The organism is Paenibacillus sp. MAHUQ-45 (assembly GCF_058133325.1).
This window is the reverse complement of record NZ_JBYUPV010000016.1, coordinates 12,433-25,874: the sequence shown is the minus strand read 5'-3', so window position 1 is coordinate 25,874 and position 13,442 is coordinate 12,433. Positions and strand designations below refer to the sequence as shown.

11 protein-coding genes are annotated in these 13,442 nt (G+C 50.7%); 9 read left to right on the top strand and 2 right to left on the bottom strand.

The window, feature by feature from the left end; genetic code table 11:
* The first annotated feature begins 52 nt into the window (after positions 1 to 52).
* The 4 genes from kdpA (at position 53) to AC3Y23_RS25770 (ending at position 6,859) form a co-directional block, all read left to right on the top strand.
* Complete coding sequence (gene kdpA / locus AC3Y23_RS25785; RefSeq protein ID WP_379204536.1) at positions 53 to 1,729, top strand: potassium-transporting ATPase subunit KdpA; 1,677 nt, start codon at positions 53 to 55, stop codon at positions 1,727 to 1,729.
* Positions 1,730 to 1,788: 59 nt separating this feature from the next.
* On the top strand, positions 1,789 to 3,822 hold the full coding sequence (gene kdpB, locus AC3Y23_RS25780; RefSeq protein WP_379204534.1) for a potassium-transporting ATPase subunit KdpB: 2,034 nt from the start codon (positions 1,789 to 1,791) through the stop codon (positions 3,820 to 3,822).
* A 34-nt stretch (positions 3,823 to 3,856) separates the two neighbouring features.
* Complete coding sequence (kdpC, locus tag AC3Y23_RS25775; protein WP_379204531.1) at positions 3,857 to 4,441, top strand: potassium-transporting ATPase subunit KdpC; 585 nt, start codon at positions 3,857 to 3,859, stop codon at positions 4,439 to 4,441.
* Between the two features lie 78 nt (positions 4,442 to 4,519).
* The gene (locus AC3Y23_RS25770; protein ID WP_379204529.1) at positions 4,520 to 6,859 is read left to right on the top strand and encodes a universal stress protein; all 2,340 of its coding nucleotides are present in this window, start codon (positions 4,520 to 4,522) and stop codon (positions 6,857 to 6,859) included.
* Between the two features lie 77 nt (positions 6,860 to 6,936).
* On the opposite strand, the gene AC3Y23_RS25765 is transcribed toward AC3Y23_RS25770, so the two are convergent.
* Complete coding sequence (locus AC3Y23_RS25765) at positions 6,937 to 7,179, bottom strand: glutaredoxin family protein (protein WP_379204527.1); 243 nt, start codon at positions 7,177 to 7,179, stop codon at positions 6,937 to 6,939.
* The gene (ytxJ, locus tag AC3Y23_RS25760; protein ID WP_379204524.1) at positions 7,176 to 7,502 is read right to left on the bottom strand and encodes a bacillithiol system redox-active protein YtxJ; all 327 of its coding nucleotides are present in this window, start codon (positions 7,500 to 7,502) and stop codon (positions 7,176 to 7,178) included. Before ytxJ ends, AC3Y23_RS25765 begins: the two co-directional genes overlap by 4 nt.
* Before the next feature lie 231 nt (positions 7,503 to 7,733).
* Here ytxJ and AC3Y23_RS25755 point away from each other — a divergent pair, with 231 nt between their 5' ends.
* From AC3Y23_RS25755 to AC3Y23_RS25735, 5 genes are all read left to right on the top strand, one after another.
* A complete protein-coding gene (locus tag AC3Y23_RS25755) occupies positions 7,734 to 8,456 on the top strand; it encodes an SDR family NAD(P)-dependent oxidoreductase (RefSeq protein WP_379204522.1) in 723 nt (240 codons plus the stop codon).
* 44 nt (positions 8,457 to 8,500) lie between these two features.
* Entirely contained in the window at positions 8,501 to 9,136 is a 636-nt protein-coding gene (locus AC3Y23_RS25750) for a ThuA domain-containing protein (RefSeq protein ID WP_379204520.1), read from the top strand.
* Positions 9,137 to 9,282: 146 nt separating this feature from the next.
* Positions 9,283 to 11,055 (top strand): spore germination protein, encoded by a 1,773-nt coding sequence (locus AC3Y23_RS25745; protein WP_379204518.1) that lies wholly within the window; start codon positions 9,283 to 9,285, stop codon positions 11,053 to 11,055.
* A 39-nt stretch (positions 11,056 to 11,094) separates the two neighbouring features.
* Positions 11,095 to 12,177: a GerAB/ArcD/ProY family transporter gene (locus AC3Y23_RS25740; protein WP_379204516.1), complete on the top strand. Its 1,083-nt coding sequence runs from the start codon at positions 11,095 to 11,097 to the stop codon at positions 12,175 to 12,177.
* On the top strand, positions 12,177 to 13,382 hold the full coding sequence (locus AC3Y23_RS25735; RefSeq protein WP_379204514.1) for a Ger(x)C family spore germination protein: 1,206 nt from the start codon (positions 12,177 to 12,179) through the stop codon (positions 13,380 to 13,382). The genes AC3Y23_RS25740 and AC3Y23_RS25735 overlap by 1 nt, the downstream gene beginning before the upstream one ends.
* Positions 13,383 to 13,442: the final 60 nt, after the last annotated feature.

The following is a 13,442-nucleotide window of genomic DNA, read 5'->3' as shown; positions in this document are numbered from 1 at the left end:
CTAACGCGAGAAATAAGAACAGAAATAGAAGCCTTGCTAAGGAGGGACATTCATGGGCATTCTGCAAATGGTCGTTGTGATCGTAATCCTGCTGCTTCTGGTGAAGCCAGTGGGCACCTATGTATATCATGTATTTTCAGGTGAGCCTAACCGTACGGATAAATGGTTTGGTCGTACAGAGAATGGCATCTATCGCCTCATTGGGCTGAAGAAGCGCGAAGGAATGTCCTGGAAGAAATATGCGCTCAGCTTTATTTTAACAAATATCGTGCTGGTAGCCTTCAGTTATATCATTTTGCGGGTGCAGCAGGGACTGCCGCTTAACCCGAATGGAATCGCAGATATGGAGCAGACGCTTACGTTCAATACGGTCATCAGCTTTATGACGAACACGAATCTGCAGCATTACAGCGGAGAGACCGGCCTGTCGTATTTCTCGCAAATGGCTGTGATTACGATGATGATGTTCACCTCTGCTGCCAGCGGCTTCTCTGTGGCGATCGCTTTTGTCAGAGGGATCACGGGGCGGGAGTTGGTGGGGAACTTTTTTGAAGACTTTGTAAAAGCACATGTGCGGATCTTTCTGCCTCTCGCATTGCTGGTATCGCTGATTCTGGTCGGCCTGCATGTGCCGCAGACGCTGAAGCCGACGCTTGAGGTCACTACACTTGAGGGCCAGGTGCAGCATATTGCGATAGGGCCTGTGGCTTCGCTGGAATCGATCAAACATCTTGGGACGAACGGTGGTGGCTTCTTCGGGGCCAACTCCTCTCATCCTTTCGAGAATCCAAGTCCGCTTACGAACGTGCTGGAAATTCTCTCGATGTGGATGCTGCCTGCGGCTCTGCCATATACGTATGGCTTGTTTGCCAAAAACAAACGTCAGGGCTGGGTGATTTTTACCGCGATGATGACGCTCTTCGTGCTGCTGCTGGGACTGAACTATTATGCTGAGACCCGTGGGAATCCGGCGATTAACGCCTTCGGTATCGATTCCTCGCAGGGCAGTATGGAAGGCAAGGAGGTTCGTTTTGGTATACCGCAATCCTCCCTGTTCACTACGGTGACAACCGCGGCGACCACAGGCAGTGTTAACAATATGCATGACACGCTGACACCGCTCGGCGGAATTACACCGCTGGCGCTCATGATGCTGAATAATGTGTTTGGCGGCAAGGGTGTCGGGCTGATTAATATGCTGATGTATGCGATTATGGGTGTTTTCCTGAGTGGACTTATGGTCGGCAGAACTCCGGAATTCCTCGGAAGGAAGATCGAAGCCAGGGAGATGAAGCTAATCGCTATCGCGATCCTGATTCACCCGCTCATAATCCTGGTACCGACCGCGGGGGCCTTCCTGACCGAGCTGGGCAAAGGCTCAATTACCAATCCGGGCTTTCATGGCCTGACCCAGGTGTTATATGAATATGTCTCTTCGGCCGCGAATAATGGATCTGGATTTGAGGGACTGGTGGACAATACCTCCTTCTGGAATATAACGACCGGGATCGTTATGCTGCTGGGCCGATACGTCTCTGTGATCGCTATGCTGGCGGTTGCCGGGTCCCTGCTGCGCAAGAACACTGTACCAGAGACGACCGGAACCTTCCGGACAGATAATGGCTTGTTCACCGGCATCCTGATTGGTACGGTTCTGATCATCGGTGCGTTGACCTTTTTACCAGTCATTGTGCTTGGCCCGATTGCTGAGTACTTGACCTTGCGGTAAGCAGTGGCTGTCCATAGCTAGCTTTGCTAGGCAAAGCTTTGAAAGAGAGGGAGAACAAGATGAGTACTGCCAAAAGAAAAAAGCTGCTGACCGGACCGATACTCCTCAGCGCTGTAAAAGATAGTTTTGTGAAATTGAACCCGGTGACGCTGATGAAGAATCCAGTCATGTTCGTCGTCGAGATCGGTACCATCATCGTTCTGTTTATGGTGCTGGTACCCGGATACTTTCATGCTGAGCAGTCGATGGGCTTCAACATTACGGTATTCTGCATTTTGCTGTTTACCGTTCTGTTCGCCAACTTCGCAGAAGCCCTCGCTGAAGGCCGCGGAAAGGCCCAGGCAGATTCACTGAAGAAGACCAAACAGGATATTACGGCCAATAAACTGGTGGGAACAGCGACCAAGACGGTTTCTTCCTCTGAGCTGCGCAAAGGCGATATCGTGGTCGTCAGCCAAGGGGAACTTATCCCGGGTGACGGTGAGGTCATTGAGGGACTGGCTTCAGTAGATGAATCGGCCATTACCGGTGAGTCAGCACCTGTCATCAAAGAAGCGGGCGGCGATTTTGGTTCTGTTACCGGCGGTACACGTGTCGTGAGCGATGAGATTAAGGTGCGGATTACAAGTGATCCGGGGGAATCGTTTCTGGACCGGATGATCTCCTTGGTGGAAGGGGCCAAACGTCAGAAGACGCCGAACGAAATTGCGCTGAACACACTCTTGATCAGTCTGACGATTATCTTTCTGATTGTCGTCGTTACCCTGCGGCCGATAGCGGGATACTTGAACATTGAGCTTGATATTCCGGTCATGATTGCCCTGCTGGTCTGCCTGATCCCGACAACAATCGGCGGACTGCTCTCGGCGATCGGCATAGCGGGTATGGACCGGGTCACCCAGTTCAACGTGCTCGCTATGTCCGGGAAAGCGGTGGAAGCTGCCGGAGACATCAATACGATGATCCTGGATAAGACCGGAACCATTACCTTCGGGAACCGGATGGCGAGTGAATTTGTGCCGGTGGGCCAAGAGACGGAAGTCGATCTAACGGCCTGGGCGGCGATAAGCTCTCTGAAGGACGAGACGCCTGAAGGGCGGTCCGTCATTGAACTTGCCAAGAAGCTGGAACGCAGCTATGACAGCAGTCTTGGAGACGGCGGCGAATTTGTGGAATTCAAGGCCGAGACCCGGATGAGTGGCATCGACCTTCGTGACGGACGCAGTGTGCGTAAGGGAGCCGTTGATTCCGTGAAAAAATGGGTATTGTCAAAGGGTGGACAGATTCCGGGTGACCTGGATAGCCGTTCTGATGACATTGCCCGGTTGGGAGGTACTCCGCTTGCAGTTGCCGTAGACAACCGCATCTATGGACTCATCTATCTGAAGGATACCGTCAAGCCCGGTATGAAGGAGCGGTTCGAAGAGCTGCGGCAGATGGGAATCAAGACGATTATGTGTACCGGTGATAATCCGCTGACTGCTGCTACCATTGCTCGCGAAGCGGGAGTCGATGATTTCATTGCCGAAAGCACCCCAGAGGATAAAATTGAAGTCATTCGCCGTGAACAGTCACAAGGTAAATTGGTGGCTATGACCGGTGACGGTACGAATGATGCACCCGCACTGGCTCAAGCAGATGTTGGGCTGGCGATGAATAGTGGTACTACAGCCGCCAAGGAAGCGGCCAATATGGTCGATCTGGACTCAGATCCTTCGAAGATTATTGAGGTGGTCGCAATCGGGAAGCAGTTGCTAATGACGCGCGGTGCGTTGACGACATTTAGTATCGCGAACGACATCGCCAAGTATTTTGCTATTATTCCGGCCATGTTCACCCTGGCGATTCCGGAGATGGGGGTTCTTAATGTCATGGGACTTGGCTCGCCAAGCTCGGCCATCATCTCTGCGCTGATTTTCAATGCGATCATCATTCCGCTGTTGATTCCTCTCGCTATGCGGGGCGTGTCCTACAAGCCGATGAGCTCGTCCAGACTACTCGGCCGCAACCTTTTTATCTATGGCTTTGGCGGCGTGGTTGTACCGTTCGTAGGCATTAAGCTGATTGATATGATTGTAAGTGTGTGGATCTAGCAGCTGATTATATCAGGAAGAGGATGAGGATGTTATGAAAAACGCTAATGTTTTTATCGTTGTGCGGCTTGCTCTGGTTTTCATTGTTCTGTGCGGTGTGGTCTATCCACTAGCTACGACAGCTATTGCCCAGGTGCTCATGCCTTCCCAAGCTAATGGCAGTCTACTTAAAAATGAAGCTGGTGACGTTGTTGGCTCGAAACTGATTGGTCAGAACTTTACAGATCCGCGTCTGTTCCACAGCCGGGTATCTAGCATCGAGTATAAAGCCGAGGCTTCTGGCTCTAACAACTATGGACCTTCCAATCCAGATATGCTAAAGCGTACGAAGGATTTTATCGCGCAGTGGCAGAAAGACAACCCCGATGTTGCCTTGAATAAGCTGCCCGTGGATCTAGTGACCAACTCGGGATCAGGGCTTGACCCCCATATCTCCCTGGCTGCGGCGGCTGTGCAGATTCCACGAATCAGCAAGCTGACGGGAATTCCGGCTGCAGAGCTGGAGCGGCTTGTAGCAGCGCATACCCAAGGGCGCGATTTGGGCTTGTTCGGCGAAGAGCGTGTGAATGTACTGGAACTGAATCTGGATGTGCAGAAAAGCGATGAAGCCATAGAATAAAGTCAGAGGTCAGCATCCCTGCACGGGGCGTCTGTGAACGGGCAGGGATGCATGAGCCATGCAAGGGAGAGGGTCTGCATGGGAACATACCGGCGAAAAACACCAGAGGAACTGCTGCTGTCCTTATATGAATTGCACCGCGGCCGTCTGAAGATTTACATCGGCCCGGCAAGCGGGTCGGGCAAGACGTACCAGATGCTGCGCGAGGGGCAGATGCTGAGAGCACAGGGGATTGATGTGGTGACCTGTGCGGTTTCCACCCACCAAAGCCCGGAAACGCTGGATCAGCTCCGTGATCTGGAGCGGATCCCCAGCATTCACTGGCACAAGAAGGGGATAGAGAAGAAGGATCTCGATATGGAAGCCATCTTGCAGCGCAATCCGGAGGTTGTGCTCACGGATGGCGCAGCACATCTGAACCGTGAGGGAGCCGAGCGGGTAGGTCGGCTTGAGGACATCCAGTATTTGCTGAGCCATGGCATCAGTGTCATTACCACAGTGAATGTCTACGAAGTGGAAGGAGCGGCGGAACTGGCCCGGCAATGGACGGGGATGAAGGTGGAGCATTCTGTTCCAGTAAATGTGCTTGCCTTGGCCGATGAGCTGGTCCTGGTGGATGTGACCCCAGAGAAGATTCTTCAGCGCTTGTCCGAGGGTCATGTCGGCGGAGAAGCCAACACTCATCTGTTCAATAAAGGTAACCTGGGCAAGCTGCGTGAGTTGGCGCTCCGCCTTGTAGCCGAAGATGTGAATGACTCCCTGGAGAAGCACCAGAAGGAGCAGGGACTTCAGGGCAGGGTCCGCATTGCTGAGAAAGTGCTGGTCTCCGCGCAGTATTACTGGAATGGCTCTATTCATATTCGCCGTGGACAGCAGATTGCCAAGCGACTGAACGCAGAGCTTGAAGTAGTGTCGTTCTGGAAGCAGGGACTTACGATGCCCTCTAATGCTGCTACCTTTAAGACCTCATTATGGAAGCTGGCAGAAAAAATCGGTGCCTCGATAAAGGAGATCCCCTTCCGGTCCAGGAGGGAAATCCCTCTTCTGCTGGTGCAGTACGCGACGGATCATAAGGTCACCCGAATCGTTATGGGTCACTCCAAACAGACAGCGTGGCAGGACTTTTGGAAAGGGTCGATCGCGGGCACGCTGTTGAAGCAGATTCGTAATGTGGATGTATTCTTCGTAGCAGATCGTGCGGAAGTAGAGGGAGAACGGGTGCTTCCAACCCGGCAGAGCCGCGATAGTGATCAGGAGACGAACGCTTACCATAGACTGAGCAATCAGGAAGTGATGGAGAAAATAGAGGATTTTCGGCGGGGCACCTTCAAGGTCTACATTGGCGCTGCTCCCGGGGTTGGGAAGACCTACAAGATGCTGCGCGAGGGCAATGACCTCCTGAAAAGAGGGATCGATGCCGTCATTGGGCTACTAGAAACCCATGGTCGTAAGGAAACGCTGGCACAGGTAGCCGATCTTGATACCGTTCCCCGCCTGCAAATGGATTACCGGGGAACGGTGTTGGAAGAAATGGATACGGAAGCGATCATTCGCCGCAACCCTGAGGTGGTACTGGTGGATGAACTTGCGCATACCAACGTACCGGGAAGCAAGCACAAAAAGCGGTATATGGACGTAATAGAATTGCTGGATGCAGGGATTTCGGTAATTTCGACCGTGAATGTGCAGCATCTAGAAAGCTTGAATGATGCGATTGAGCAGATCACCGGTGTCAGAGTAAGGGAGACCGTGCCGGACAGCATCTTGCAGCAGGCCAGTGAGGTTGAACTGATTGATGTAACACCCGAGGCACTGCAAGAGCGGATGAAGGAGGGCAAAATTTATGACATGGCCAAGGTGGATCAGGCGCTGGGGAATTTCTTCAAAATCGGCAACCTGATTGCACTCCGGGAGCTGGCCCTGCGGGAGATTGCTGACGATGTAGATGAGCGTCTGGAAGCCTGGGAGCGCGACGGATCACTGCGAGGGCCCTGGCGGCGCAAGGAAGCGATCTATGTCTGCATCACGCTCGGGCATCAGGCCGAGCGGCTCATCCGCCGCGGCTTCCGAATTGCTTACAGACTTAAGGCTTGCTGGTACGTTACGTATGTCCAGGAATTCAAGCAAGTGAGCGCAGCTCAGGAGGAGCGCATCCGTAAACTCAAGGAATTGACAGAAAGTCTCGGGGGTATTTTCAAAATTATACCTAGTACGGCTCCGGGCCGCGTGGCCGCGCTGCTGCTAGAGAGGTCGCAAGCCCTTCAGAGCACTCAGATCATTATCGGGCAGTCCCAACGTTCCTGGCTTCGCCGCTGGCTGCGGGGCGATGTGACCAAACAAATCCTGCGTTCCGCCCGGCATGTCGATGTGCTGGTTGCGGCCGATTACAGGCCCGAAGCTTCTCGTCCGGTAAAATAGAAAGGGGATCTCCACAGCCTGATGACGGCTTGCGAGATCCCCTTTTGTATAAAGAGCATACTGCTTAATGTATTGAATTATTTAGCAGATGATTCAATCAGGGACTTTAGTTCCTGGTGGTTGAACCCTTTGACTGCATGGTTACCGGATACGGTCACTGGAATGCCCATGAAGCCCAGTTTCTCAACTTCTTCTTGATAAGCAGTGTTGGTCATGATGTCTCTTACTTCAAAGGCAACACCTTGTTCAGTAAGGAATTGTTTGACCAGATTGCAGTCGCTGCAGCCTGTTGTGGAATAGACAATCACTTGTTCGCTCATTGGTTTACAGCCTCATTGATAGCGTCTTTAGTGATCTTCCAATGGGATGTATTCCAGCGGACTTCGCTGTCTTCAAGCAGGAAGAGCTGTGGAGACTCATGCTTAATGCCGAAATCTTCAGCAATTTGATTGGATACCGGGCGGTCTTCAATAACATGAACGATGGCTGCCGTAGTGTCCGAGTCCTTAAGGAAGGCTTGGAATTCTTCATGCGCTTTGGCGCTGATCGGGCAGGTTGTGCTGTGCTTGAAGAGCAGCTTCTTGCCTGGCTGCCCAACATATTGTTGTAGATCATCCAGTGTATGCAGTTGTTGAATAGACAAATGAATCACCTTCCTGTATGTTTTTTTGTTTAAATTTAAGGCATTATCAGGGTGATTAGCAACCTGTAATCATGATTGTAACATAGTTAAAAATTAAAGCAAAAAAATTATTATCCGTGCTGGTAATGGCCGCTTTACCGAATGGCCCTGCGGGTATTGAAAAAACCATGACTGCATGCTAAGGTGAGGGGGTTAATGAAATAATTACCACGAATGGGAGTGACCAAAGCAATGAATAAGGTTGCTTGTATTACCGGTGCGGACCGGGGACTTGGACTGTTTCTTACCCGCTGGCTGCTAGAGAATCAATATCTGGTATTTGCCGGTCAATACCTGGAAGATTCGGATTTTCTGAAAGCGCTTAAGGATCAATACCCGGATCAGCTGAGACTGGTCCCGCTTGATATTGGAGACAGCGACAGTGTTAAGAGAGCGGCAAGGATGATTGCCAGCAGCACAAGGCATGTTGATATCATCATTAATAATGCAGGTATTATTCAATCCTCTGATTATGCTTCGATGCTTGTGGATATGGACATTGAAGCGATGCAGAAAATCTATAATGTCAATACGCTAGGATCACTGAGAGTCAGCAATGCGCTGATGGGGCTGCTACTCCAGAGCGAACAGAAATTAATCGTTAACATTTCGTCGGAGGCTGGCAGCGTTGGTCGCAACAAGCGCACCAACATGTACGGATACTGCATGTCCAAGTCGGCGCTCAATATGCAGTCCTCTCTTCTGCATAATCATCTGAAGGAGCTGGGCGGACAGGTGATGATCTTCCATCCTGGCTGGCTTCAAACCTATATGGGTGGGAAGATCGATGAGTTTGCGACTACGACTCCAGAAGAGTCGGCCTACAAGATTATGGCGCTGGTACAGAATCATAAGCAGTATTTGGGCGAAGAGCCTGCATACCTGGATCTGGATGGAAATCACTGGCCTTGGTAGGCTCTAGTTAAGGAGTAAATATTCTAACTTAAGGATGTGTACACATGACTACTATAAAAGCGCTTGCCCTGGGCAGCTACTCTAACGTGAAATATCACCCGTTCAAGGATGTGGATCGTGAATTCGAGAATATTTTCAAAGATGAAGTAGAGGTACATTGCACGGAGGACCTGGATACATTGAATCCTGAAACGCTGGCTGGTTATGAACTCATTATTTCCTATACCGAATTTTCGGATGAGCCGCTTACTCCACAACAAACCGCAGCTCTGATTTCCTTTGTCGCCGGAGGAGGAGGACTCCTTGTCGTACATAACGGAATCTCCATGCAGCGCACGCAGGAGCTCGGCACGGTGCTGGGCGGGTATTTCACCCACCATCCGGAATATACGTCACTCCAAATCGAATTCCCGCAGCCAGAGCATCCGATTGTGCAGGGCATCGCAGCTTTCACGATTGATGACGAGCCGTATTATTTTGAAATGCAGCCGCATTTCAAGACGACGGTGCTGGCTCATTATCTCCATGAAGGCGCAATGAGAGAAGCGGCTTGGTGTCATGAATTCGGCCAAGGCCGTGTGGTCTACCTGATGCCTGGGCATCATCTGCCATCTTTCTCGGTTGAGCCGTTCCGTCAATTGATTCTGCGGAGTGGATTATGGGCGGCGGCCCGGCTATAGCTATCATATGGATATAAGATAGTACGACCTTGGAAAGAGTCCGGCTGCGGAACCCCCCGCAGACTGGGCTCTTTTTGCATGTGTGCATGAATAATCCTGCTTCGGTAAAAATATGGCTACAGCTGTTAAGTGGGAGGTCGTAATTCATGTGGAATATGATTGCGGGATGGCTCCCTGGTTGGAGCGTCCTGTTTCAGGGACTTATTCTTCTGATTGTCCCCATAGTCATCACACAGACAGTGAACTGGATCAGAACCTCCGAGGGGGATGTCAGCAAACGGGGCCAGAAAGCTAAAGCAGCCTTAAACAAGGATGGTGGAGTAACCCCCATAAAAGGCACAAAAGGTGCAGAAGGTACGAAGTCGAACAAAACTACATTCATTGCGGGAAAGGAAGACAGTGGTGAATCTGGCAACAATGATGGACAAGAGACGCCATACCACTCCTATACAGGCAATATAGATGAGGACCTTCAGTTGTTCAAGAAGATTAGTAGCGATATGGCGGATGTGAACATCAGGTTGCTGCGTATCGGAGCTCTGCAGATCAAGGCTGTGCTGCTTTTCGTGGATGGCTTGACGGATAAGGACAGCATGGACCGCAACATTTTGAGGCCATTGATGAATGCAGTTCTACCCTTTGAAGGGATGAACGAGGCGCCCGAAGCAGGGGAACTGAAGCGGATTATTGTTGAACGAATCCTTCTGGTCTCGGAGATTGAGTACACTACTGATCCGGCAAAATCACTAAAAAAGGTACTGTTCGGTTCTGCTGTGCTGATGGTGGACGGCATGAAGGAATTGTTCGTGCTGGGCACGCCCAAAGGCAGAACAAGAGGCGGGGAAGAGCCGGTATCCGAAGCGCTTTTGCGCGGTTCGCGCATTGGCTTTAATGAGACGCTCAGTGACAATACGGCCATGCTGAGAAGGCATGGACAGAACACCGAACTGGTGATGGTTTCTTTTACTGTGGGCAAAAGGGTGGAGAAGGAGCTTGTCCTTACCTATATCCGGGATATAGCGAATGAGGAACTGGTGGAGGAAATTAAACGCAGAATTCTAACGATAGATATTGATGATGTTCAGGAGTCGGGTTTTGTGGAACAACTGATCGAGGACGACTTTCTCAGTCCCTTTCAACAGATTCAGAATACCGAACGACCTGACCGTGTCATGGCTGCCATGCTGGAGGGGAGAGCTGCGATCCTGCTGGATGGGACCCCATTTGCCCTGATTATGCCGGTGACGTTTGGGATGCTGCTGCAATCGCCCGAAGATTATTTTGACCGCTGGATAGCAGGGTCTCTACTGCGGGCATTGCGCTTCTTCGCGGCAATGGTTTCACTCTTCGCTCCGGCTCTGTATATATCCTTTCTTTCTTTTCATCCAGGGCTAATTCCAACCAAGCTGGTGATATCCATTGTCAGTTCCCGTCAGGGCGTTCCTTTTCCCTCGTTGATTGAGGCGCTGATCATGGAAGTATCCATTGAAATCCTGCGGGAGGCTGGCTTACGGCTACCGAAGCCGATCGGCCCTGCAATGGGAATCGTCGGAGGTCTGATTATCGGCCAGGCCGCGGTAGAGGCGGGAATTGTCAGTCCTATTCTCGTTATCGTCGTTGCTGTTACAGCCATTTCTTCTTTCGCCATGCCGATGTACAGTGCGGGTATCACCTTACGACTGCTACGCTTCGTAGCGATGTTCTTCGCAGCGGTGTTCGGGATGTACGGTGTCATCTTGTTCTTCCTGCTACTGAGCAGCCATTTAATCAAGCTGAAGAGCTTTGGAGTACCTTATCTGGGCTTAGCAGTACCCTCTCATGTAAAGGACTGGAAGGATTTTATTATCCGGCTGCCCCTGCAGTTGCTTAAACGCCGCCCGGCGATATTGAAATCGAAAGGCCCGATCCGAAAAGGATAAGCAAAGCAAATCAAGGCAAGAGAGGTGAAAGGCTGAAATATGGAAACGAGGGATCGAATAACAACAACCGAGGTAATCATTATTGTGGTTAACTATGTTCTTGCAGCAGGTGTGTTCACCCTTCCTCGGACTACTGTTGAACAGGCAGGAACCCCTGATGTCTGGATTTCTGTGATCCTTGGCGGTCTCCTCTCCATGATTACAGGACTGATCATTGCCAAACTCAGCCAGCGCTTCCCTGGACAGACGATTTATCAATACAGTGGAAAAATAATCGGGCGGCCGTTGGCAATCCTGCTGGGCGTGGTGCTCATTGGTTATTTTGTGTGCATTGCCAGTTATGAGATACGTACCGTGCAGGAAGTGACCGTCTTTTTTCTACTGGAGGGAACACCCAACTGGGCGATTACTGGGATCTTTATGTGGGTCGCCCTTTATCTATGCAGGGGTGGGATCAATGCGATCTCTCGCATGTGCCGATTGCTGTTTCCCATTACCTGGACTGTGTTTTTTGGCGTGTGCCTGCTTAGTCTGCAGATCGTCGATATCAACAATTTGCGTCCTGTACTGGGTCAGGGCATGGGTCCAGTCTGGCGGTCTATCAAGCCAACAGCTTTGACCTTTACCTCCGGGGAAGCCCTGCTTTTTCTGGTTGCTTTTATGGATAAGCCGAAAAAGACGATGAAGGTGGTTGTTTCTGCAACACTAATCGCTATGGTTTTTTACATTGTGGCAGTTGTGCTTTGCATCGGGGCCTTTTCTGTAGATGGTGTGGTTACCCGGACGTGGCCTTTCATTGACCTCATTCGGAGTTTTGAAGTGAACTATCTGGTGTTCGAGCGTTTCGAATCCTTATGGCTGACCATTTGGATCATGCAGATTTTTTGCACCTTCTGTATTGCTTTCTATGGAGCCGCACTCGGGTTGTCACAATTGACAAAGATCCCTCTGAACCATTGTTTATTTGTGTTGCTGCCCGTTATATATATCGTGACAGAGAGTCCTCGTAATCTGAATGGTTTATTTGTCTTTGGCAGTGGAATTGGCAATTGGTCGATGATTTTATTCGGGGCACTGCCGCTGCCGCTGTTGATCATTGCCCGTTTGAGGGGGGCGCGCTAGTGAAGCAAATTTTGAAGCAAGGCTGTAGCCTGAGTCTGCTGCTGGCTGTTTGTCTGCTGCTCTCTTCCTGCTGGAGCAGTTCGCCGATCGAGGATGTCAACATGGAAGCGGGGGTCGCTCTAGATATCGCGGATGAGACGGAGACCGAGCAGGACTTTGCACAGAAAGGTGGAGAATATCCGAAGAGAAATAAAGTCTCCTGTACCTATCAATTTCTCATTCCCCAGGGTGCAATCGGTTCTAAGAAGGAGGGAGCCCAGTCCAAAAACTATTATAATGCCACGCAGACCGGCGATTCCATCTTTGAGGCAGTGCGTGAGCTCTCTCTGCGTTCCAACCGCCTTCCCATCGGCCATCATCTGAAGACTATCGTCATTGGAGAAGAGCTTGCACGGACAACGAAGCTCTCCGAACTCATCGAATTCTTCAGCAGAGATAATGATATCAGGCCAAGCGTGCTGCTGCTCATCAGTAAAGGTAAGGCGCGAGAGGTCTTTCGCGATTCGCTCCCGGGTCAGACCCCTGCTTTTGTACTTAATGGAACCTTCAATAACCGAAAGCGAATCACAAGGATATGGGAGCCTGTATCCATGGCGAAGGTGGTAGGTCCACTGCACGGTCATACCAGCTTTGTCCTGCAAAATGTGATTGTATCGGGCAAGGAAACCAAGTTCTCGGGAGTGGCCGTTATCAAGGGAACTACCGGAAAGCTCGGCGGTTTCCTGGACGAGGGGGAGCTGGATGGGTTGATCTGGATAACGGGAAAGGGGAAAGGTGGTGCGGTCAAAACCTACAATCCTGACAATAACAAGCTCGTCACGTATGAGATTACAGACATGGATAGCAAGATCAAACCTAGCGTAAAGGGGGACAAGATTTCTTTTCACGTCTCCATGGAATCGGAAGGTAGAATTGCGGAGGCTTACATTGCCGGTGGAGAGAGACTGCAGGACGGAACCTTAAAACAAGTAAGAAAGGCAATAGAGAAGAAGGTGCAGGATATAGCCGAGAGTACTGTACATAAACTACAGTATGAACTTCAGGCAGATGTAGCCGGATTCGGCAAGAGTCTACAGATTCAGTACCCATCCGTATGGAACAAAGTGAAAGGTGATTGGGATGAGGTCTTTAGCAATGTACCTGTTACTTATGAGGTGAAGCTGAATATTGAAGATTACGGGGCCTCAAGCACAACAGTGGAGTAGGCGATCTCTTTTCAAAAAAATAGGTTGACCCTCACACTAATGTGAGGGTTTATACTATGT